The 20,770-nt window shown below is 65.0% G+C and carries 18 protein-coding genes; 5 read left to right on the forward strand and 13 right to left on the reverse strand.

The annotated features are described in order from the left end of the window. Nucleotides 1-6: 6 nt before the first annotated feature. On the reverse strand, nt 7-693 hold the full coding sequence (locus AC0L21_RS01840) for an RlmE family RNA methyltransferase (RefSeq protein WP_007592230.1): 687 nt from the start codon (nt 691-693) through the stop codon (nt 7-9). Between the two features lies 1 nt (nt 694). Further along, a complete protein-coding gene (locus AC0L21_RS01845; protein WP_473257390.1) occupies nt 695-1,762 on the reverse strand; it encodes a Ppx/GppA phosphatase family protein in 1,068 nt (355 codons plus the stop codon). A 211-nt stretch (nt 1,763-1,973) separates the two neighbouring features. On the opposite strand from AC0L21_RS01845, the gene AC0L21_RS01850 reads away from it, so the two are divergent. Further along, complete coding sequence (locus tag AC0L21_RS01850) at nt 1,974-4,346, forward strand: xanthine dehydrogenase family protein molybdopterin-binding subunit (RefSeq protein ID WP_473257392.1); 2,373 nt, start codon at nt 1,974-1,976, stop codon at nt 4,344-4,346. Between the two features lie 125 nt (nt 4,347-4,471). On the opposite strand, the gene AC0L21_RS01855 is transcribed toward AC0L21_RS01850, so the two are convergent. Continuing rightward, nucleotides 4,472-5,272 (reverse strand): hypothetical protein, encoded by an 801-nt coding sequence (locus tag AC0L21_RS01855; RefSeq protein WP_473257395.1) that lies wholly within the window; start codon nt 5,270-5,272, stop codon nt 4,472-4,474. Between the two features lie 141 nt (nt 5,273-5,413). On the opposite strand from AC0L21_RS01855, the gene AC0L21_RS01860 reads away from it, so the two are divergent. The 3 genes from AC0L21_RS01860 (at nt 5,414) to AC0L21_RS01870 (ending at nt 8,869) form a co-directional block, all read left to right on the forward strand. Continuing rightward, the gene (locus tag AC0L21_RS01860; RefSeq protein ID WP_007609125.1) at nt 5,414-5,911 is read left to right on the forward strand and encodes a YaiI/YqxD family protein; all 498 of its coding nucleotides are present in this window, start codon (nt 5,414-5,416) and stop codon (nt 5,909-5,911) included. 8 nt (nt 5,912-5,919) lie between these two features. Beyond that, nucleotides 5,920-7,725: an ABC-F family ATP-binding cassette domain-containing protein gene (locus AC0L21_RS01865; protein ID WP_473257398.1), complete on the forward strand. Its 1,806-nt coding sequence runs from the start codon at nt 5,920-5,922 to the stop codon at nt 7,723-7,725. A gap of 64 nt (nt 7,726-7,789) precedes the next feature. After that, complete coding sequence (locus AC0L21_RS01870) at nt 7,790-8,869, forward strand: D-TA family PLP-dependent enzyme (protein ID WP_473257401.1); 1,080 nt, start codon at nt 7,790-7,792, stop codon at nt 8,867-8,869. A 29-nt stretch (nt 8,870-8,898) separates the two neighbouring features. Here AC0L21_RS01870 and AC0L21_RS01875 read toward each other — a convergent pair whose 3' ends face one another. The 8 genes from AC0L21_RS01875 to AC0L21_RS01910 form a co-directional block, all read right to left on the reverse strand. Then, complete coding sequence (locus tag AC0L21_RS01875) at nt 8,899-10,125, reverse strand: BaiN/RdsA family NAD(P)/FAD-dependent oxidoreductase (RefSeq protein ID WP_473258365.1); 1,227 nt, start codon at nt 10,123-10,125, stop codon at nt 8,899-8,901. Then, nucleotides 10,122-11,039 carry an SDR family NAD(P)-dependent oxidoreductase gene (locus AC0L21_RS01880; protein ID WP_473257404.1) on the reverse strand — a complete coding sequence of 306 codons (918 nt, stop codon included), beginning with the start codon at nt 11,037-11,039 and terminating at the stop codon, nt 10,122-10,124. The genes AC0L21_RS01875 and AC0L21_RS01880 overlap by 4 nt, the downstream gene beginning before the upstream one ends. A 282-nt stretch (nt 11,040-11,321) precedes the next feature. Beyond that, on the reverse strand, nt 11,322-11,801 hold the full coding sequence (locus AC0L21_RS01885; protein ID WP_473257409.1) for a MaoC family dehydratase: 480 nt from the start codon (nt 11,799-11,801) through the stop codon (nt 11,322-11,324). Further along, entirely contained in the window at nt 11,802-13,520 is a 1,719-nt protein-coding gene (locus AC0L21_RS01890; protein WP_473257411.1) for an AMP-binding protein, read from the reverse strand. Continuing rightward, entirely contained in the window at nt 13,520-14,410 is an 891-nt protein-coding gene (gene mmsB, locus AC0L21_RS01895) for a 3-hydroxyisobutyrate dehydrogenase (RefSeq protein ID WP_473257413.1), read from the reverse strand. Before mmsB ends, AC0L21_RS01890 begins: the two co-directional genes overlap by 1 nt. Nucleotides 14,411-14,440: 30 nt before the next feature. Beyond that, entirely contained in the window at nt 14,441-15,508 is a 1,068-nt protein-coding gene (locus AC0L21_RS01900) for an enoyl-CoA hydratase/isomerase family protein (protein ID WP_473257416.1), read from the reverse strand. Continuing rightward, nucleotides 15,505-16,650 carry an isobutyryl-CoA dehydrogenase gene (locus tag AC0L21_RS01905; protein ID WP_473257418.1) on the reverse strand — a complete coding sequence of 382 codons (1,146 nt, stop codon included), beginning with the start codon at nt 16,648-16,650 and terminating at the stop codon, nt 15,505-15,507. Before AC0L21_RS01905 ends, AC0L21_RS01900 begins: the two co-directional genes overlap by 4 nt. Before the next feature lie 118 nt (nt 16,651-16,768). Beyond that, complete coding sequence (locus tag AC0L21_RS01910) at nt 16,769-18,265, reverse strand: CoA-acylating methylmalonate-semialdehyde dehydrogenase (RefSeq protein ID WP_473257420.1); 1,497 nt, start codon at nt 18,263-18,265, stop codon at nt 16,769-16,771. A 101-nt stretch (nt 18,266-18,366) separates the two neighbouring features. On the opposite strand from AC0L21_RS01910, the gene AC0L21_RS01915 reads away from it, so the two are divergent. Beyond that, entirely contained in the window at nt 18,367-19,281 is a 915-nt protein-coding gene (locus tag AC0L21_RS01915) for a LysR family transcriptional regulator (RefSeq protein ID WP_473257422.1), read from the forward strand. Nucleotides 19,282-19,412: 131 nt separating this feature from the next. Here the strand turns inward: AC0L21_RS01915 and AC0L21_RS01920 are convergent, their stop codons facing one another. Continuing rightward, nucleotides 19,413-20,033, reverse strand: coding sequence for a TetR/AcrR family transcriptional regulator (locus tag AC0L21_RS01920; protein ID WP_473257424.1), 621 nt, complete (start codon nt 20,031-20,033; stop codon nt 19,413-19,415). 59 nt (nt 20,034-20,092) lie between these two features. Further along, nucleotides 20,093-20,632, reverse strand: a complete 540-nt coding sequence (locus tag AC0L21_RS01925; protein ID WP_473257427.1) for a PaaI family thioesterase — start codon at nt 20,630-20,632, stop codon at nt 20,093-20,095. Nucleotides 20,633-20,770 lie beyond the last annotated feature (138 nt).

The raw sequence follows: 20,770 nt of genomic DNA on the forward strand, positions 1-20,770 counted from the left end.
TTGTTGCTATTCCGTCGCTCCGCCCCGAAATCCCGTCGCCAGCACATAGCGCTCCGAGGAATCCGCACGGCTCGCGGCCGGCTTGACGTGACGCACCGTGGCGAAATCGCGCTTGAGCTGGGCGAGCAGCTCGGCATCGGCGCCGCTCTGGAACGCCTTGGCCAGGAAGGTCCCGCCCGGCTTCAGCACATCGCAGGCAAACGCGGCGGCGGTCTCGATCAGGCCGACGATGCGAAGCTGGTCGGTCTTGCGATGACCGGTGGTGTTGGCAGCCATGTCGGACATTACGATGTCGGCGCCGCCGTCGAGCATGGCCTTGAGCTTGTCCGGCGCGTCATTGTCCATGAAGTCGAGCTGCGCGAACTCGACGCCGGCAATCTCGGGGATTTCCAGCAGGTCGATCGCAATGACCTTGCCCTTGCCGTCGACCGAGCCAACGCGCTTGGCGGCGATCTGGCTCCAGCCACCCGGCGCAGCGCCGAGATCGACCACCGCCATGCCGTGCTTGAGCAGCCGGTATTTGTCGTCGATCTCCAGCAGCTTGAAGGCGGCGCGCGAGCGATAGCCCAGCGCCTTCGCCTTCACCACGTAGGGGTCGTTGAGCTGCCGCTCCAGCCACAGCTTCGACGACAATTTGCGCTTGCCGTGGGTCTTGACCTGGACGTGCAAGCGGCCGGTGGTGTCCTTGGCCATCTCACCAGCTCCTGAGCGCGCCGTCTTCGCGCATCATCTCGACCAGCATGCCTTCGCGCAAGCCCCGGTCGGCGACGCGCAGGCGTGGCAGCGGAAAGGCGCGGCGGATCGCGTCGAGGATGGCGCAGCCGGCCAGCACGAGATCAGCACGCTCGACGCTGATGCAGCTGTTCGCGGCGCGCTCCTCGTAGCTCATGCCGAGCAGCTTGTTGATGGTCGCGGTGACGTCGGTATCGTTCATCCAGACGCTGTCGATGCGGCGGCGGTCGTAGCGCACGAGGTTGAGATGGATGCCGGCGAGCGTCGTCACGGTGCCTGACGTGCCGAGCAGATGCATATCAGTGAGATCGCCGCCATGCTGTTCGGCGAACGGCGCGATGTGATGGGCGACCTCGCGCTCCATCGCGGCGTAGATCTCGGGCGTCACGTCGCGGCCCCCGAACTGCTCGGCCAGCGTGACCACACCGAACGGAATCGACATCCAGGCTTTGATGCGCGGCTCCGGATTTGCGGCGTCGCGTTCGATTCGCACCAGCTCGGTCGAGCCGCCACCGATGTCGAACAGGATCGCGCCGCGTCCCCTGGGATCGACCAGCGGCGAGCAGCCGAGCACGGCGAGCGCCGCCTCGGTCTCTCGGTCGATCACCTCGAGCTCGATCCCGGTCTCGGCAGCGACGCGGCTGCGAAAGCCTTCGGCGTTCGAGGCGGCGCGGCAGGCTTCGGTGGCGATCAGCCGCAACCGCCGCGCCTTGCGCAGATTGATCTTGTCGCGGCAGATGCCGAGCGCCACGATGGCGCGCTCGATCGCGGCCTCGCTGATGCACCCCGTCGCCGAGACGCCTTCCCCGAGCCGGATGATGCGCGAGAAGGAATCGACCACGCGAAAGCCGTCGTGGGTCGGACAGGCGATCAGGAGCCTGCAATTGTTGGTGCCGAGGTCGAGCGCCGCGTAGACGCCGGTTCCCGGCGCTTGCGCGCCGACGGCCGGTTCAGTGGCGAACGCCGCCGCCATCGACCCCAGCTCACCGTGCGGCGCAAGGCCGTCGCGGAGCCGCGTGTGGTCATTCATACAAACTGTCTTTCCGCGGCCGATTGGGCCGATCTGGAATTGCTTTTTCGCCTGAAACATTAGCAGCGCGCCAATCCTGCGCAACAACGCATCACATGGGACCATGCCCATTCGTGCGTTGTCGTGAACGGGCCGGTGGGTTATTTTTGAGGGGTCCGGTCCCCCAGGCGCCCCCCAAACCGCGCATTTGCCGGCTTTTCAGGTCAATTCCATGCAAGAACACACCAAATCCTCCACGCTCGAAAACGCTATTGCACTGCAAAAATATGGTGTCGGGCAGCCGGTCCGCCGCAAGGAGGACGATACCCTGGTGCGCGGCAAGGGCCGCTACACCGACGATTTCAACCTGCCGGGCCAGGCCCATGCCGTGATCGTCCGCTCGACCCATGCCCACGGCGTCATTCGCGGCATCAACATCGACGCCGCCAGGGCGATGCCGGGCGTGCTGGGGGTGTGGACCGGCAAAGACCTCGATGCGGCCGGCTACGGCCCCTTCACCTGCGGCCTGCCGCTGAAGAGCCGTGACGGCTCACCCCTGCTCCAGACCAACCGCCAGCCGCTCGCAACCGACAAGGTCCGCTTCGTCGGCGATCCCGTCGCCTTCGTGGTGGCGGAGACGCTGGCCCAGGCGCGCGACGCGGCCGAGGCGGTCGAGCTCGATATCGAGCCACTGCCGGCGGTGACCGATCCCGAGGAGGCCGCAAAACCCGGCGCGCCGCAGCTCTACGACCACATCCCGAACAATGTCGCGCTCGACTACCACTATGGCGACATCGAGAAGGTCAATGCGGCCTTCGCCAGCGCCGCTCACGTGACCAAGGTCGACATCGAGAACACCCGCGTCGCCGTGGTCTCGATGGAGCCGCGCGTCGGCCTTGCCTCCTACGACAAGAAGACCGAGCGCTACACCATCCAGATGCCGACGCAGGGCGTCGCCGGCAACCGCGCCAACCTCGCCAAGAACCTGAAGGTGCCGAACGAGAAGGTGCGCATCCTCACCGCCAATGTGGGCGGCTCCTTCGGCATGAAGAACGTCAACTATCCCGAGTACATGTGCATCCTGTACGCGGCCAAGGAATTGGGACGGCCGGTGAAATGGCTCGACGAACGCTCGACCAGCTTCTTGTCCGACAGCCACGGCCGTGCGCAGAAGATTCACGCGGAGCTCGCGCTGGACGCCGAGGGGCATTTCCTCGCCGCCAAGCTAGGGGGCTACGGCAATCTCGGTGCCTACATCACCGGGGTCGCGCCCAGTCCGCTCTCGCTCAATACCAGCAAGAACTTTTCCAGCGTCTATCGCACACCGCTGATGGCCGTCGACATCAAGACGGTGCTGACCAACACCACGCTGATGGGCGCCTATCGAGGCGCCGGCCGGCCCGAGGCCAACTACTACATGGAGCGGCTGATCGACCGCGCCGCCGACGAGATGGGCATCAACCGCCTGACGATGCGCAAGCGCAACTTCATCAAGCAGAACCAGATGCCGTTCGCCGCGTCCTCCGGCGTCACCTACGACAGCGGCGACTTCCAGGCTGTCTTCAACAAGGCGCTCGAAATCTCCGACCACGAGAACTTTGCCAAGCGCAAGAAGGAGGGCAAGAAGTCCGGCAAGTTGCGCGGCATCGCCGTCGGCTCCTATCTGGAGGTGACCGCACCTCCCGGCGTCGAGCTCGGCAAGATCGTGTTCGATCCCGATGGCTCCGTGCAGCTCATCACCGGTACGCTCGACTACGGTCAGGGCCACGCGTCCGCATTCGCGCAGGTGCTCTGCCAGCAGCTCGGCGTCCCCTTCGACAGCGTCAAGCTGGTGCAGGGTGACAGCGACATCGTGCACACCGGCAATGGCACCGGCGGCTCGCGCTCGATCACCGCGACCGGCATGGCGATCGTGGGCGCCGCCAAGCTCGTGATCGAAAAGGGCAAGCGCGCCGCCGCGCACATGCTGGAGGCATCCGAAGCCGACATTGAATTCGAGGGCGGCAGCTTTACGATCGCCGGCACCGACCGCAGCATCGACATCATGGAGCTCGCCAAGCGCCTGCACGACGGCAAGACGCCGGAAGGCGTGCCCGACAGCCTCGACGTCGATCACACCAGCGAACCGGTGCCCTCGGCCTTCCCGAACGGCTGCCATGTCGCCGAGGTCGAGATCGATCCTGAGACCGGCGTCGTGCAGATCGTGCGCTACAGCGCGGTCAACGATTTCGGCACGGTGATCAATCCGCTGCTGGTCGCGGGCCAGCTCCATGGCGGCGTCGTCCAGGGCATCGGCCAGGCGCTGATGGAGCACGTCCGCTACGACGAAAGCGGCCAGCCGATCACGGGCTCGCTGATGGACTACGCTCTGCCGCGCGCCGAGGACGTTCCGAACATGACGATCGGCGACCACCCGGTGCCGGCCACGACCAATCCGCTCGGCAGCAAGGGCTGCGGCGAAGCCGGCTGCGCCGGCAGCCTGTCGACCGTCGTGAACGCGGTGATCGACGCGCTCTCCGACTACGGCATCAAGCACATCGACATGCCGCTGACCCCGGAGCGTGTGTGGCGCGCGATCCAGGATGCGAAGGGGAAAGCGGCGTAAGTCACGCTCTCTCCTTCGTCATGACCGGGCTTGTCCCGGCCATCCACGCCGTGAGGCATCAAGAACGTGGATGCCCGGGACAAGCCCGGGCATGACGGTGTTGTGACGATGTGCCTTTTTCGCGCCTACGCCGCCGCCTGCTCGCGCGGCTGGTAGATCGCGGTGTGCTGGCAGTGCGCCAGCGGCGTCGTGCCGTTGGCGACCACCAGCGCGTCGAGCTCGACGAAGCGGTGGCCTTTCTTCTCGTAATTCGCGGTGACTTTTGCCCGCGCGCTGATCTCGTCGCCAGCGCATGCGGCTGACAGCAATTGCATGCGGCTGCCGACATGGATCCATGGGCCGAGGATCGTGTTGTCCACGAGCACACGGTTCATCACCCGCTGGATCAGGCCAGGGTGGCCGAGCCCCTCGCGCGCGAAGATCGGATCGGCCTCACGGATGTCGGCGAGGTAGTCGGCTGCATCCTGCCCCGCCCAGCGGCGCGGCGTCGTGCCGAGCCATTTGCCGGTTTCGAAGGTTGCCGAGCTGACCGGCTTGCGCTCGGCAATCGCGGGGACCTCGACATAGTCGCTCAACGACACCGCAGTCGCAATCGCCGGCAGCGACGCCGTCCCCGTCGCGCAGAGCTCGGTGCGGCTGAACACCTCGATCGTGAGCAGGCCGTTGTGTTCGGTCGCATCGACATCGGCGGTCTCGCCGTCATAGACCGGCTTGATGAAACGCGCCTCGATCAACCCGCGCGACAGGAAATCGCGGCCCCAGCGCGCCACCGGCACATGCATCATGTAGGCGAAGACGTCGACGCCGGGGACCAGCCCGCCGGAAAAGCCGAAGCGGCGCGCCACATTGTCGTCATGCATCTTATTTTCGGACTGCTTGGCCGTGTTGTAGGCCTCGACGCGATAGGTTTCGAGCCGGTTCGGCATGGCTTGGCTTTCCCCAAATTCTTGTTGTTTCGGGCCGATCGTAGGCCCTGAGGAACCGGGGTCAATCCCCTCGCCTTTGCGGCCCGAATGGGGTACCACGCGGCTGCTGCGAAACCGCTTCGCAAGCCCCATCTACGGACAATGACGAACCCTCAAAACACCACCCGCATCTATGTCGACGCCGACGCCTGTCCGGTGAAGGACGAGATCTATCGCGTCGCCGGAAGGCACGGCCTGCCCGTGAGCGTGGTCGCGGGCAACTTCATCCGCGTGCCCCAGGATCCGCTGATCGAGCGGGTCGCCGCGGGTGCCGGCATGGACGCGGCCGATGACTGGATCGCGGAACGCGCCGGGCCCGGCGATATCGTCATTACCTCGGATATTCCACTCGCGAGCCGCTGCGTGAAGGCCGGCGCCGATGTGATTGCATCCAACGGCAAGGCGTTCACCGAGGAATCGATCGGGATGACGCTGGCGGTCCGCAACCTGATGACCGATTTGCGCTCGGCCGGCGAAGTCACCGGCGGTCCGAAATCGTATTCACCGCGCGACCGCTCGACGTTTCTGTCGACGCTCGACCAGACCATCCGCCGCATCCAGCGCCGCCGCGCCGATCAGGCCGCAACAAGACAGGACTGAGACACCGCATGGCGCCACCGCTGATTCAACTGCGCGATATCAAGCTGACCTTTGGCGGCACACCGCTCCTGGCGGGCGTCGAACTGTCGGTTTCGACCGGCGAGCGCGTCTGCCTGATCGGCCGCAACGGTTCCGGCAAATCGACGCTGCTCAAGATCGCCGCCGGCCTGGTCGAACCGGATGGCGGCAGCCGTTTCGTGCAGCCCGGCGCCACCATTCGCTACCTGCCGCAGGAGCCGGATTTTTCCGGTTTCTCCACCACGCTGGCCTATGTCGAGGCCGGCCTCAATGCCGGCGACGACCATTATCAGGCGCGCTATCTGGTCGAGCAGCTCGGTCTCAGCGGCGAAGAAGATCCGGCACATGTCTCCGGCGGCGAAGCGCGCCGCGCCGCGCTGGCGCGCGTGCTGGCGCCCTCGCCCGACATCCTGTTGCTGGACGAGCCGACCAACCATCTGGATCTTCCGACCATCGAATGGTTGGAGAGCGAACTGGAGAGCCGCCGCTGCGCGCTGGTGATCATCAGCCACGATCGGCGCTTCCTCGGCAATCTCTCGCGCAGCACCGCCTGGCTCGACCGCGGCCAGATCCGGCAGATCGACCGCGGCTTCAGTGCCTTCGAGGCCTGGCGCGACGAGGTGCTCGCGGAGGAAGAGCGCGACCAGCACAAGCTTGACCGCAAGATCGTCAACGAGGAGCACTGGTTGCGTTACGGCGTCTCGGGCCGCCGCAAGCGCAACGTCAAGCGGCTCGGCAATCTCCACGCGCTGCGCGACCAGCGCCGCACGCATCGCGGCGCGACGGGCAACGCCAACCTCGCGGCTGCCGAAGCCGACAAATCCGGCAAGCTCGTCATTGAGGCCAAGAATATCAGCCGGTCCTATGGCGAGCGAAAGATCGTCGACGGCTTCTCGATCCGCGTCCAGCGCGGCGACCGCATCGGCATCGTCGGCCCGAACGGCGCCGGCAAGACCACGTTGATCGAGATGCTGACCGGCGGCAGCGCACCGGACAGCGGCAGCATACGGCTCGGCGCCAACATCGAGATGGCGACGCTCGACCAGCATCGGGAAAGTCTCGATCCCAAGACGACGCTGGCCGAGGCGCTCACCGGCGGCCGCGGCGACCATGTCATGGTCGGCGGCAAGCCGAAGCATGTCGTCAGCTACATGAAAGACTTCCTGTTCGCCCAGGAACAGATGCGCACGCCGCTGGAGGTGCTGTCGGGCGGTGAACGCGGCCGGCTGATGCTGGCGCGCGCGCTGGCGAAGCCCTCCAACCTCCTGGTGCTGGACGAGCCGACCAACGACCTCGACCTCGAGACCCTCGACGTCCTCGAGGAAATGCTCAGCGACTACGAGGGCACCGTGATCCTGATCAGCCACGATCGCGATTTTCTCGACCGCGTGGTGACGTCCGTGATCGTGCCCGAGGGCAACGGACGCTGGCTCGAATATGCCGGCGGTTATACCGACATGCTGGCCCAGCGCGGCGCCGACGTGAAGCGCGCGACAGCGAAGGCCGTCGAAGAGACGAGAGAACAGCGATCAGCCGCGCCTTCCGGCGTCGCGAGACGACGGCTGACCTTCAACGAGCAACACGCGCTGGAGACGCTGCCCAAGACCATCGCCAAGCTGCAGGCCGAGATCGCCAAGCAGCAGCGCTTCCTTGACGACCCCGATCTCTTCCGCAAGGATCGCAAGCGCTTCGACCAGGCCTCCGACGCTCTGACGAAGGCGCAAAAGGAGCTGGCCGAGGCCGAAGACAAATGGCTGGAGCTAGAAGTGCGGCGCGAAGAGATTGAACAGGCCTAGCGTGCATTTCGCAAAAGTGGGCACCGCTTTTGCAAACGGAATGCGCGCCAACTCAGAGACTTCCATGACAACGACCCTTGCCGCCAAGATCGCCCGTGAGTACGGCACCCCCTGTGCCGTCATCGACATGGACAAGGTCGAGCGCAACATCGCCCGGATTCAGAAGGCCTGCGATGACTCCGGGATCGCCAACCGTCCCCACATCAAGACGCACAAGAACCCGACGATCGGCAAGATGCAGATCGCGGCCGGCGCGAAGGGCATCACCTGCCAGAAGCTCGGTGAAGCCGAGATCATGGTCAATGCCGGGATCGACGACATCCTGATCAGCTACAATCTGCTCGGCGAAGAGAAGATGGCGCGCTTAGGGGCGCTGCAGGCGAAGGCCAACATGACGGTCGCCGCCGACAATTCGACCGTCGTTGCCGGCCTGCCCAAGGCCGCCGCGGCCTCGGGCCGACCGCTGTCGGTCGTGGTCGAATGCGATACCGGCCGCAAGCGCGCCGGCGTCGAGACGCCCGTCGAGGCAATCGCGTTAGCGCGCGAAATCGCCGCGTCCCAAGGGCTCGAGTTCGCCGGCTTCATGATGTATCCGACCGAGACTGGCTGGGCGGACGCGCAAAAATTCTATGACGAAGCTCTGGCTGGCGTGCGCGCGCACGGGCTGGATGCAAAAATCGTCTCGACCGGCGGAACGCCGAACCTGAAGAATATCGGCAAGCTCAAGGGCGGCACCGAGCACCGCTTCGGCACCTACATCTACAACGACCGCATGCAGGTCGCCGCCGGCTCCGCCACCTGGGACGACTGCGCGCTGCACATCTATTCGACCGTGGTGAGCCGCGCTGCACCTGAGCGCGGCATTCTGGACGCCGGCTCGAAGACGCTGACGACCGACACCGGCGGCCTCGACGGCCACGGCCTCATCCTGGAGCACCCCGAAGCGAAGATCGCACGCTTCGCCGAAGAGCACGGCTTCCTCGACCTCTCCCGCAGCAACACCCGGCCCAATGTCGGCGACGTGGTCCGCATCGTGCCCAATCACGTCTGCGTCGTCGTCAACATGATGGACGAAGTCGTGATGGTGCGCGGCGAGGAGATCATCGGCACACTGCCGGTGGCGGCACGGGGAAAGCTGCGGTAGGGCTCCGTGGGATGGGTGGAGCGTGCGCTCTACCCGTCCTTCAGGGCGAGCCGTCGCAACACGCCCCTGGCCGCCGCAGCCCCCGTCGCGAACGAGGCCTGGAGCAAATAGCCACCCGTCGGTGCCTCCCAGTCCAGCATCTCACCGGCTGCAAACACGCCCGGCAGCTTGCGGATCATGAAGTCCGAGTCGAGTTCATCGAAGGAAATCCCGCCGGCGCTGGAGATCGCGCGCGCGATTGGCGCGACGCCCGTGAGCTTGATTGGCACCGCGTTGATGAGCTCGGCCAATCGTTCAGCCGACATTGCCGACAACGATTGGCGAGCACCGATGGCGGCTTCCTGCAACAGCCCGACCGCAACGGGCGGCAGCTGCGCAGCCTTGCGCAGGAAGTTGGAGAACGATTGCTTGCCGCGCGAAGCGGACAGGCGCTTGACGAGTTCGCCATGATCGATATCCGGCCGCAAACCGACCTGCAGGACCGCTTCGCCGTTCGCCGCGATCGCCTCGCGCAGTTCGGCCGACAACGCATAGATCGCCCCGCCCTCGATCCCGCCGCTTGTGATCATCGCCTCGCCGCGCGCGCGGTGCGGGCCGAAGGACAGCGTGATGCCCTTGAGCGGTTGGCCTTCGAAGCGCGCGCGGAAGATTTCGGACCATGCCACGGTGAAGCCGGAGTTCGCCGGCCGCAGCGGCGAGATCGCAACGCCTTTGTCGGCCAGGATCGTCGTCCAGCCGCCATCGGAGCCTAGTCGCGGCCAGCTGGCGCCGCCGAGTGCCAGCACTGTCGCATCCGCGGCGATGGTGGCGCCGCCGCCCAGTGTGTCAAAGACCAGTCGTCCGTCCCCGTCCCAGCCCATCCAGCGCTGGCGAAACGCAAAGCGCACGCCCGCGGCATCGAGCCGTCGTAGCCAGGCCCGCAGCAGGGGTGAGGCCTTGAACGCCTTCGGAAACACACGCCCGCTGGAGCCGACAAAGGTCGGCTCGCCCAGCGCCTCGCTCCACGCGCGCAGCGCGTCAGGCGGGAACGCTTCGATCGCCGCTTGCAACCTCTGCGCCGCCTCACGGTAGCGTGTGATGAACTGCGGCAGCGGTTCGCTGTGGGTGAGATTGAGCCCGCCGCGGCCGGCCATCAGGAATTTGCGGCCCGCGGACGGCATCGCGTCGTAGACGGTGACGCGAGCACCGGCTCGCGCGAGCACCTCTGCCGCCATCAGCCCGGCAGGGCCGGCGCCAATGACGGCGACGGCTGTCAGAGTTTTACCCCGGCACGCGCAGCGGCCTGCGCCACGTATTTCTGCGTCTGCTCGAAAGCCCCCTGCAGCGCCTTCGCCTTCGACATGTCGCTGATCTCGGCGAAATGCTCCGCGACCGCGTCCGGCGTCCACTCGGACTCCGGCAGGTTGATGCCTTCGCTCTCGACAATCTTGATCACCGCGAAGGAACCGGCGCCGGCGCCCATGATGGTACGGGTCGGCGCGTCCTCGCTCAGCATGTACTCGACCGCGGGCGTGATCGCGTTCGGCTTCATCAACTGCAGCGCCTGCGGCGGCAGCAGCTCTTCCGTCATGCGGGTTGCCGCCGTCGGCGAGATGATGTTGACGCGAATGTCGGTCTTGCGGCCCTCCTCCGCCAGCACGTTCATCAGGCCAACCATGCCGGATTTGGCCGCACCGTAATTGGCCTGGCCGAAATTGCCGTAGAGGCCGGAGGACGACGTCGTCAGCACGATGCGGCCATAGTTGCGATCGCGCATGCCGGCCCAGGCCGCCTTGCAGCAATAAAAGGTGCCGACGAGGTGCACGTCGAGCACCTTCTGGAAATCGGCCGCTTCCATCTTGCCAAACGACTTGTCGCGCAAAATGCCGGCATTGGCACACAAGAGGTCCACGCTGCCCCACTCCTTGGTGGCGCGCTCGACCATCGCCGTGACCTGCTCGAAATTGGAGACGTCGGCGCCATCTGCCATGGCGGTGCCGCCCGCTTTACGGATCTCCTCGACCACGGCTTCCGCCGGCGACAGCGAGCCGCCGCTGCCGTCGCGCGCGCCGCCGAAATCGTTGACCACGACCTTGGCGCCGCGGCTCGCCAATCCCAGCGCATGCGCCTTACCGAGACCATTGCCCGCGCCGGTGACGATGGCGACGCGTCCGTCGAACCTGATTGCCATGAGTGCAGTTCCTGCTTCTTCTTCCTTCTCCCCTTGTGGGGGAAGGTGGCATAGGCGGCCAACGGCCGCCGTTCCTGGTTAAAACGCCAACGCGTAGCGTTGGCTACGGCGCCGGATGAGGGGTCTCTCACAACGGATGTGCTCGCGGAGAGAGACCCCTCACCCGCCTCGCGTTCCGCGAGGCACCCTCTCCCACAAGGGGAGAGGGGTCGAGCGCACCGATTTGGACAACTTTTGAGCAGCGTTGGGGAGCCGGGTCAAGCCCGGCAAAAACTGTTAGCGTCAGGCGAAATAGATCAACCCGAGCCAGTCTGCGACCAGCGCGGGCTTGTCCTCGCCTTCGATCTCCACAGTGACGTTGGTGCGGGACTGCAATTCATTAGGCTTGCGCAGCTTGGCTTCCGCCAGCACGAAACGGCCGCGAACGCGCTTGCCCGAGCGCACCGGCGAGATGAAGCGCAGCTTGTCGAAACCGTAATTGACCCCCATCGTGGTGCCCGCGATGACGGGCATCACCTCGTAGGACATGATCGACAGCAGCGACATCGTCAGGAATCCGTGTGCGATCGTGGTGCCGAACGCCGTCTCCTTCTTCGCACGCTCCGGGTCGACGTGAATGAACTGGTGATCCTCGATCACGTCGGCATAGGTGTCGATGCGGGGCTGATCGACCAGGTGCCACGACGACACCCCGATCTCCTTGCCGACCATGGCCTGATAGGCCTCCAGCGCAATCGGCGGCTTCTTCCAGATTTCGTTCACTTAGGTCTCGCTCCGTGTTTTCGACAGCTCCGGAAAATCCTCTTCGCGGAATTCCCGGCCGCGCAGGGGATCGTTGCGATCGTCGTCGCGCTCGAGACGTCTGAGCTGAACGCGGCGGATCTTTCCCGAGATCGTCTTCGGCAGCTCCGTGACGATTTCGAGGCGGCGGATGCGCTTGAACGGCGCAAGACGCGTGTGGAGGTGCTTGAAGATGGAGAGCGCGGTTTCCGGCGAGCGCTCCGCGCCGGATGTCAGCAGCACAAACGCCTTGGGAATCGCGAGCCGGATCGGATCCGGGCTTGGCACGACGGCGGCTTCCGCGACGAGCTCGTGCTCGAGCAACACGCTCTCGAGCTCGAACGGGCTGATGCGATAGTCGGAGGATTTGAACACGTCGTCGGACCGGCCGACGAAGGTGAGATAGCCATCGTCGTCTTCGAACACGACGTCGCCGCTGCGATAGAGTTCGCCTTCGGCGCCGGATAGTCCGCCGTCGTCGCCCTGATAGCCCTGCATTAGGCCGGCGGGGCGGTTTTCGCCGAGCACCAGAGCCACCTCGCCCTCCTTGGCCGGATGACCATCGGCGTCGCTGACTTGCACGCGATAGCCCGGCAGCGGCCGGCCCATCGAGCCGATCTTGATCTTTTGCCCCGGCGAGTTGCCGGCGAGCGCCGTCGTTTCCGTCTGCCCGTAACCATCGCGGATGGTGAGGCCCCAGGCGGCCTGCACCTGGTCGATCACCTCAGGATTGAGCGGCTCGCCGGCGCCGCAGACCTCGCGCAACGCCACCTTGAACGACGCCAAATTCTCCTGGATGAACAGCCGCCACACCGTCGGCGGCGCGCACAGCGTGGTGACGCCGCAGCGGCCGATGGTGGCAAGCAGGCCCTTGGCATCGAAGCGCGGCTGGTTGACCACGAACACGGTCGCGCCCGCATTCCACGGCGCGAAGAAGCAGCTCCAGGCGTGCTTGGCCCAGCCGGGCGAAGAGATATTGAGATGGACGTCACCCGGCTTTAGCCCGATCCAGTACATGGTCGAGAGATGGCCGACGGGATAACTGCGCTGGCTGTGCCGCACCAACTTTGGCTTTGCCGTAGTGCCCGAGGTGAAATAGAGCAGCATCGGATCGCCGGCGTTGGTCGGACCGTCGGCTGCAAAGCTCTCCGACGCCATTGCCGCCTCATCATAGGAAAGCCAGCCATCGGAGGCCTCGCCCACGACGATGCGGACGATATTGTCGGCGCCAAGGCTTGCGAACTTCGCAACCTGGTCCTGCGCTGCCACCACCGCCTTCGCCTTGCCGCGATCGAGCCGGTCGCGCAGCTCGTCGGCGGTGAGCAGCGTTGTCGCGGGAATCACGACGACGCCGAGCTTGATCGCGGCCAGCATCGTCTCCCAGAGCGGAACGACATTGCCGAGCAGCAGCAGGAGATGGTCGCCGCGCTTGAGGCCCTGCGCGCGGAGGAAGTTCGCGACCTGGTTGGAGCGGCGCGACAACGCCCCGAACGAGAGCTTGGTCTGCCGGTCCTGCGCGGCATCGACGATCCAGAGCGCAGGACGATCCTTGCTGTCCGCATTCGCCGCCAGCTCGGCGTCGAACCAGTCGAGCGCCCAGTTGAACGGAACCGGATCGGGCCAGCGGAAGTCCTTGACCGCTGTCTCGTAGTCCGTGCGGTTATGAAGCAGAAACGCGCGCGCTTCCTGAAATGTCGTCATCAAGCTTTCCCGGCCAGCCCCCTAACGTGCTTGATAATTCCGGAAAAATCCACCCCGCCCTGGCCGGCTGCGTCGAATGACTGATAGATCTCCTGCGCATGTTTGCCGAGCGGCGTTGCCGCGCCCGCGGCCTTGGCGGCGTCCTGCGCCAGCGTCAGATCCTTCACCATCAGCGCCGAGGCAAAACCCGGCTTGTAATCGTTGTTGGCAGGCGAGGTCGGCACTGGCCCGGGCACCGGGCAATAGGTCGTCAGCGACCAGCACTGGCCCGACGAGGTCGAAGCGACGTCGAACAGCGCCTGGTGCGAGAGCCCGAGCTTCTCGGCCAACGCAAACGCCTCGCTCACCGCGATCATGGAAATGCCGAGGATCATGTTGTTGCAGATTTTTGCCGCCTGGCCCGCGCCGGCACCGCCGCAATGCACGATCTTCTTGCCCATGTTCTCCAGCACGGGCTTTGCCGCTGCGAACGCGTTGTCCTCGCCGCCGCACATGAAGGTGAGCGTCGCGCCCTTGGCGCCGCCGGTGCCGCCGGAGACCGGCGCGTCGACCGAAAGCACGCTGTGCTTGGCCGCCAGCACATGCGCCTGGCGCGCGCTCTCGACGTCGATGGTGGAACTATCGATGATCAGCGCGCCCTTGGTCATGACAGGAACGACCTCGCCCCACACGCCGAGCACATGCTTGCCGGCCGGCAGCATGGTGACAACGACATCGGCGCCCTTCACGGCGCCTGCCGCGCTCTCGGCGATGCCCGCGCCATCGGCCTTGGCCTGGTTGCGGGAGGCCTCGGCGAGGTCGAAAGCAACGACCTTGTGGCCGGCCTTGACCAGATTGGCGGCCATGGGGCCGCCCATGTTGCCGAGACCGATGAATGCGATCGTGGCCATCTTCATTTCCTCCGCTGAACGCTTCGTTGATTAGTTGAACTTCAATTCGTCGGCGCCGATCTCGGCGAGATACCGCGCAAGCATCTCCGGCGCGACGTCCTCGATCCGCGACGGCGACCACGTCGGATTGCGGTCCTTGTCGATCACGGCGGCCCGCACGCCTTCGCGAAAGTCGTCGCTGCGGAAGACTTCCAGCGCGGCACGATATTCGCGCACCAGGCACTCTTCCAGGCTCGACGCGGTACGCGCGAGCCGTAGCAGCTTGAGCGTCACCACCATGCCACGCGGCGATTTTTCGTTGAGCGTCTTCAACGTCGCCAGCGCGAACTCGGAACCGTCGCGCTTGAGCGCGGCAAAGATGTCTTCCATGCGGTCGAAGCCGAACAGTGCATCGATGATCGGCTCTTTTGCAGCCACCGGTCCCGCGGCTTCTCCAGTCGCAAAACCGTTGATGAGCTTGCTCACATCGGCCGCGGTCACGCCCTGGCGAACCTTGGTCAGCGCCTCGCGCAGCCCCGGCCATTTGGCCGCCGGCACCACAGCGTCGGCGAATTTCGCGTGAATCGCGTCGGGGCCGTTCATGGTCTGGCCGGTCAGGCCGAAATAAGTGCCGATCTCACCGGGCGAGCGCGACAATAGAAAGGTGCCGCCCACATCCGGGAAGAAACCGAGCCCGACCTCGGGCATCGCAAGCCTGGTGCGGTCAGTCACGATTCGATGGCTCGCATGTGCCGAAAGCCCGACGCCGCCGCCCATCACGATGCCGTCCATGAAGGCGACATAGGGTTTGGGGAATTTCTTGATCCGCGCGTTGAGGATGTACTCTTCCCGCCACAGGATCTTGCCGAGGTCGCCGTCGACCTTGGAGCTCTCCCAGAGCGCGCGGATGTCGCCGCCGGCGCACAGGCCGCGCTCGCCGGCACCTTCCAGCACGATCACGGCAACGGCTGGATCGGCCTCAAAACGGTCGAGCGCCTTATCGATGTCGCGAAACATCTCCAGCGTCACGGCATTGATCGCCTTCGGACGATTGAGCCTGATAATGCCGGCGGCGCCCTCGACCCGTGCGACGAGATCGCCCTCCTCCACACCACTCATCGGGCGCCCTCGATCAATTTGCGCGCCACGATCAGCCGCATGATTTCATTGGTGCCTTCGAGAATCTGGTGCACGCGCAAATCGCGCACGATCTTCTCGATGCCGTATTCGCTGAGATAGCCGTAGCCGCCATGAAGCTGGAGCGACTGGTTGGCGACCTCGAAGCCGACGTCGGTGCCGAAGCGTTTTGCCATCGCGCAGAGCATTGTGGCGTCCGTATCTTTCCGGTCGAGTGCAGCCGCTGCCCGCCACAAGAAGGTGCGCGCAGCTTCTAACTCGATCGCCATGTCAGCTAGCTTAAACTGCAGCGCCTGGAATTCGTCGAGCCGCTTTCCAAACGCCTTGCGCTCCTTCATGTAGGCGCGCGCCTTGTCGAGTGCGGTCTGCGCGCCGCCGAGCGAGCAGGCCGTGATGTTGAGACGCCCGCCGTCAAGGCCCGCCATCGCGATCTTGAAGCCAATGCCCTCCTCGCTCAAGCGATTGGCGACCGGCACGCGTGCGTTCTCGAAGATCACGGCGCGGGTCGGCTGCGCGTTCCAGCCCATCTTGCGCTCGTTGGCGCCGAACGAGACGCCCGGCGTCTTGCCGTCAATCACGAGCGTCGAGATGCCGCCGGGACCGTCGCCACCGGTGCGCACCATCGCGACCAGCAGGTCGGTGCCGCCGGCGCCGGAGATGAACTGCTTCTGGCCGTTGAGGACGTAATGATCGCCCTCGCGCACGGCACGGGTGCGGAGCGCTGCCGCGTCCGAGCCGGCGCCGGGCTCCGTCAGGCAGTAGCTCGCAATCAGCTCCATGGTGCAGAGCTTGGGCAACCATGTGTGGCGCTGGGTGTCGCTGCCATAGGCATCGATCATCCAGGACGCCATGTTGTGGATGGAGATGAAGGCCGACGTGGTCGGACAGCCGGTCGCCAGCGCCTCGAAGATCAGCGCAGCGTCGAACCGCGTCATGGCGGAGCCGCCGACATCGTCGCGGATGTAGATGCCGCCCATGCCGAGCGCTGCTGCCTCGCGCATCACCTCGACGGGAAAATGCTTCTCCTCGTCCCAACGCAGCGCATGCGGCGCGATCTTTCCCGCCGCAAACGCCAACGCCATCTCGCGAACCGCGATCTGATCCTCGTTCAGAGCGAACTGCATGATGGGCTGCTCATGTTTTACTCGTCATTGCGAGCGAAGCGAAGCAATCCAGACCGCCTCCGCGGAAAGATGCTGGATTGCTTCGTCGCTGCGCTCCTCGCAATGACGGCGGACGGGATCACTTCATCAGCGGGATCGAGAACTCCGCGCCTTCCTTGACGCCGGACGGCCAGCGCGAGGTCACCGTCTTGGTCTTGGTGTAAAAGCGGACCGAATCCGGGCCGTGCTGGTTGAGATCGCCGAAGCCCGACTTCTTCCAGCCGCCGAAGGTATAATAGGCGATCGGCACCGGGATCGGCACGTTGATGCCGACCATGCCGACGTTGACCTTGGCCGCGAAGTCGCGCGCGGCGTCGCCGTCGCGGGTGAAGATCGCAACGCCGTTGCCGTAATCATGCTCCGACGGCAGCGCCAGCGCTTCCTTGTAATCGTGCGCACGCACGACCGAGAGCACAGGCCCAAAAATCTCTTCCTTATAGATCCGCATGTCCTTGGTGACGTTGTCGAACAGCGAGCCGCCGAGATAGAAGCCATTCTCGTAGCCCTGCATCTTGAAGCCCCGACCGTCGACGGCGAGCGTCGCGCCTTCCTTGATGCCGATGTCGATATAGCCCTTCACCTTCTCGACCGCCTCGCGCGTCACCAACGGACCGTAATCGGCGGAGGGATCGATCGAAGTGCCGATCTTGAGCGACTCGACGCGCGGGACCAGCTTTTCCATCAAGCGGTCGGCTGTGGACTTGCCGACGGGGACCGCGACGGACACGGCCATGCAGCGTTCGCCGGCCGAGCCATAGCCGGCGCCGATCAGTGCGTCGACGGCCTGGTCCATGTCGGCGTCGGGCATGATGATGGCGTGGTTCTTGGCGCCGCCAAAACACTGGCAGCGCTTGCCGGTCTGCGCGGCGCGCTCGTAGATGTATTGCGCGATCGGCGTGGAGCCGACGAAACCGACGGCCTTGATATCGGGATCGTCGAGGATGGCGTCGACCGCTTCCTTGTCGCCGTTGACGACATTGAGGATGCCGGCCGGCAGGCCCGCCTCGATCATCAGCTCGGCAAGCATCATCGGCACGCCGGGATCGCGCTCCGACGGCTTCAGGATGAAGGCGTTGCCGCAGGCAATCGCGGGCGCGAACTTCCACATCGGGATCATCGCCGGGAAATTGAACGGCGTGATGCCGGCAACGACGCCGAGCGCCTGGCGCATCGAGTAGATGTCGATGCCGGGGCCGGCGCCTTCGGTGTATTCGCCCTTCATCAGATGCGGGACACCGCAGGCGAATTCCGCGACTTCGAGGCCGCGCTGGATGTCGCCCTTGGCGTCAGGAACGGTCTTGCCATGCTCGCGGGCGAGCAGTTCGGCGAGCTTGTCGTAGTCGCGCTGCACCAGCTCGACAAACTTCATCATGACGCGGGCGCGGCGCTGCGGGTTGGTCGCAGCCCATTCCGGCTGCGCGGCGCGGGCGTTCTCCACGGCAGCGCGGACCTCGGTCTTGGACGCGAGCGCCACCTTGGCCTGGACGTCACCGGTCATCGGCTCGAAAACGTCGGCGGTGCGGCCCGAGGTGCCCTTGACCTCCTTGCCACCAATGAAATGTCCGACTGAACGCATGGAATGGTCTCCTTGAGGCGAGCTTGAACGCTTTGACAAATCCTATCGACCTGCATTTTATAGGATTCAAGTCTGAGATAATGCACCATAGATGTGCGAAAATGCTGGATCAAGGCGCTATCGACTGGGACGACTTCCGCTTCGTGCTGGCCATCGTGCGGGGCGGCTCGGTCTCGGCTGCGGCAAAGCAGCTCGGCGTCGACCATGCCACCGTCATCCGCCGTGTCGACCGGCTGGAGAAGCACCTCTCGGCCAAGCTGTTTGACCGGCGCAAGACCGGTTACCTGCTGACAGAGGCCGGCCAGCGCGTCGCCGACAGCGCCGAAGCCATCGAATCGACCATCGTCGCCAACCAGGAGCAGGTCGGTGGCTCCGTGGCGCGGCTGACCGGCACGGTACGGATCGGCGCGCCAGATGGATTTGGCACCGCCTTCCTGGCGCCCCGGCTCGCTCCGTTCGCCGACCGGTATCCCGATCTCGATTTGCAACTGGTGGCCACCGCGCGGCTGTTCAGCCTCTCCAAACGCGAGGCCGATATCGCCATCAGCCTCACCATGCCGAAGGAAGGGCGCATCGTCGGCCGCAAGCTGCTCGACTACCGACTCGGACTCTATGCCGCACCCAACTATCTCGACCGCTTCCCGAAAATCACCTCGCGTGAGGTCCTGCCGCAACATCGTTTCGTCGGCTATATCGAGGAGCTCTTGTTCACGCCCGAGCTCGACTATCTGCCGCAGGTGTCGCCGAAGATCTCCGCGCGCTTGCGCAGCGCCAATCTGATCGCGCAACTCAATGCCACGCTCGCAGGCTTCGGTATCGCCGTGCTGCCGCACTTCATGGCGGCCGACTATCCGCAGCTGATTGCGGTGCTGGCGGAAGAGGTCTCGATCACCCGCACCTTCTGGATGCTGATGCACGCCGACAGCAAAGATCTGGCGCGGATTCGCGCCGTGGCGGATTATATTTCCGAGATCGTGGAGCGCGAGCGGGCGCTGTTTGCGGGGCGGACTTCGTAGGGTGGGTTAGCCATACAGATGCGCAAAGCGCATCTGCTCGGCGTAACCCACCAACTTCGTCCAGCACTCACCGAAGCATGGTGGGTTACGCCTTTGGCTAACCCACCATACGCGTTCAACGGCACCTCGGCCTAGCTCTGCTTCGGCTTCTTCGCCACCGTTGCCTTCGGCTCACGCCGCGCGCCGTCCAGCGCGCTGTCCTTGCCCGTCTTCAGCACCTCGTCCGACAGTTCGCTGGAGCCGGCGATGCGCGCCAGCAACATGGTGCCGGCCATGGTCGCCAGGGTCGCGATTGCCTGCTTGCGCGCGGCCTTGCGCGGCAGATTCGGGATAAAGTCCGTGATCATCTCGATCATCTCGTCGAGCTTGCCGGCAAAGGCCTTTCGCGTCTTCGGGCTCTCCCGGGCGATCTCGGCGCCGAGCGCGGGGATCGAGCAACCGTGACCGGGGTTGTCGCGATGCACCGTGGAGAGATAGGTCTCGACGATCTGACTGAGCTGCTTCTCCGGCGCGACCTGGTCGGACTGCTTGCGCCAGTGCTCCATCGAACGATTCATGGCGTAGTCGAACGCCTCGATCACCAGCGCCTCGCGCGAGTCGAAATGGGCGTAGAAGCCGCCATGGGTCAGGCCCGCTTCCTTCATCAGGTCGGCGACGCCAATGCCGTGGGCGCCCTTTTCGCGCAGCCGCACGGAGGCCTTCTTCACGATACGGTCGTGGGTTTCCTGCTTGTGTTCCCGGGAATAGCGCATGCGGATCTCATTGGATGTCGGAGGTCATCTAATAACACGGATATCGGCCTGACGGCGCATTAATTCCTGGTAAAATTGTTGCCGATCATGGAAAAGGTCGCCGTTGCGTGCACCGCAAGTGCCCCCTTACCATCGCGGACGAAGCCCTCGGTGTAGCTGGTCTGGCGTCCCAGCTTGATCACCTTGCCTTCGGCGGCGATCAGCCCGGACCGGACCGAGAGCGGACGCAGGAAGGCCATTTTCAGATCGAGGGTGACGGAGCCCTGCCCGGACTCCAGCCTGGTCGAGATCGCACATCCCATCGCGGTGTCGATCAGCGCGGCGGCTGCGGCTCCGTGCAGGATCCCGATGGTGTTCTCGAGATCCTCACGCGGCTCGAGTTCCATGACGATCCGGCCCGGCTCGACCACGGCCATGACGAAGCCGATCAGCTTGGCAAACGGTGGCGGCGGCAACCGTCCGTCGCGGATGCCCAGCATCGCATCCATGCCTGACAGGCCCATCGCCACTTTCGCAACCGGCGCAGGCACCTGCCACTCCACCAGCCGCTCGCGCCGCTGCGCGGGCGAAAACAGGTCGAGTTGATCGACGTTGGTCATCGCGGCCTCTTTGTATGATTTTCATCATACTATTCTGCGGACTTCGCGCTGGCAACTGCCTCCTCGCCCGCTTGACAAGCCGGGCGTTTCGGCCCGGAAGTGATCCCGACAGGCGCGCCCTCGCGCAAGTCCACGAAA

Source organism: Bradyrhizobium sp. WSM4873 (assembly GCF_055811355.1).

Bases quoted from the DNA above. Each gene is read 5' to 3' on its own strand.
- AC0L21_RS01905 (WP_473257418.1), bottom strand. From the start codon at position 16,650: ATGCAGTTCGCTCTGAACGAGGATCAGATCGCGGTTCGCGAGATGGCG.
- AC0L21_RS01850 (WP_473257392.1), top strand. From the start codon at position 1,974: ATGCAAGAACACACCAAATCCTCCACGCTCGAAAACGCTATTGCACTG.
- AC0L21_RS01860 (WP_007609125.1), top strand. From the start codon at position 5,414: ATGACGAACCCTCAAAACACCACCCGCATCTATGTCGACGCCGACGCC.
- AC0L21_RS01910 (WP_473257420.1), bottom strand. From the start codon at position 18,265: ATGCGTTCAGTCGGACATTTCATTGGTGGCAAGGAGGTCAAGGGCACC.
- AC0L21_RS01870 (WP_473257401.1), top strand. From the start codon at position 7,790: ATGACAACGACCCTTGCCGCCAAGATCGCCCGTGAGTACGGCACCCCC.
- AC0L21_RS01865 (WP_473257398.1), top strand. From the start codon at position 5,920: ATGGCGCCACCGCTGATTCAACTGCGCGATATCAAGCTGACCTTTGGC.
- AC0L21_RS01845 (WP_473257390.1), bottom strand. From the start codon at position 1,762: ATGAATGACCACACGCGGCTCCGCGACGGCCTTGCGCCGCACGGTGAG.
- AC0L21_RS01880 (WP_473257404.1), bottom strand. From the start codon at position 11,039: ATGGCAATCAGGTTCGACGGACGCGTCGCCATCGTCACCGGCGCGGGC.
- mmsB (WP_473257413.1), bottom strand. From the start codon at position 14,410: ATGGCCACGATCGCATTCATCGGTCTCGGCAACATGGGCGGCCCCATG.
- AC0L21_RS01920 (WP_473257424.1), bottom strand. From the start codon at position 20,033: ATGCGCTATTCCCGGGAACACAAGCAGGAAACCCACGACCGTATCGTG.
- AC0L21_RS01840 (WP_007592230.1), bottom strand. From the start codon at position 693: ATGGCCAAGGACACCACCGGCCGCTTGCACGTCCAGGTCAAGACCCAC.
- AC0L21_RS01855 (WP_473257395.1), bottom strand. From the start codon at position 5,272: ATGCCGAACCGGCTCGAAACCTATCGCGTCGAGGCCTACAACACGGCC.
- AC0L21_RS01900 (WP_473257416.1), bottom strand. From the start codon at position 15,508: ATGAGTGGTGTGGAGGAGGGCGATCTCGTCGCACGGGTCGAGGGCGCC.
- AC0L21_RS01915 (WP_473257422.1), top strand. From the start codon at position 18,367: ATGCTGGATCAAGGCGCTATCGACTGGGACGACTTCCGCTTCGTGCTG.
- AC0L21_RS01925 (WP_473257427.1), bottom strand. From the start codon at position 20,632: ATGACCAACGTCGATCAACTCGACCTGTTTTCGCCCGCGCAGCGGCGC.
- AC0L21_RS01890 (WP_473257411.1), bottom strand. From the start codon at position 13,520: ATGACGACATTTCAGGAAGCGCGCGCGTTTCTGCTTCATAACCGCACG.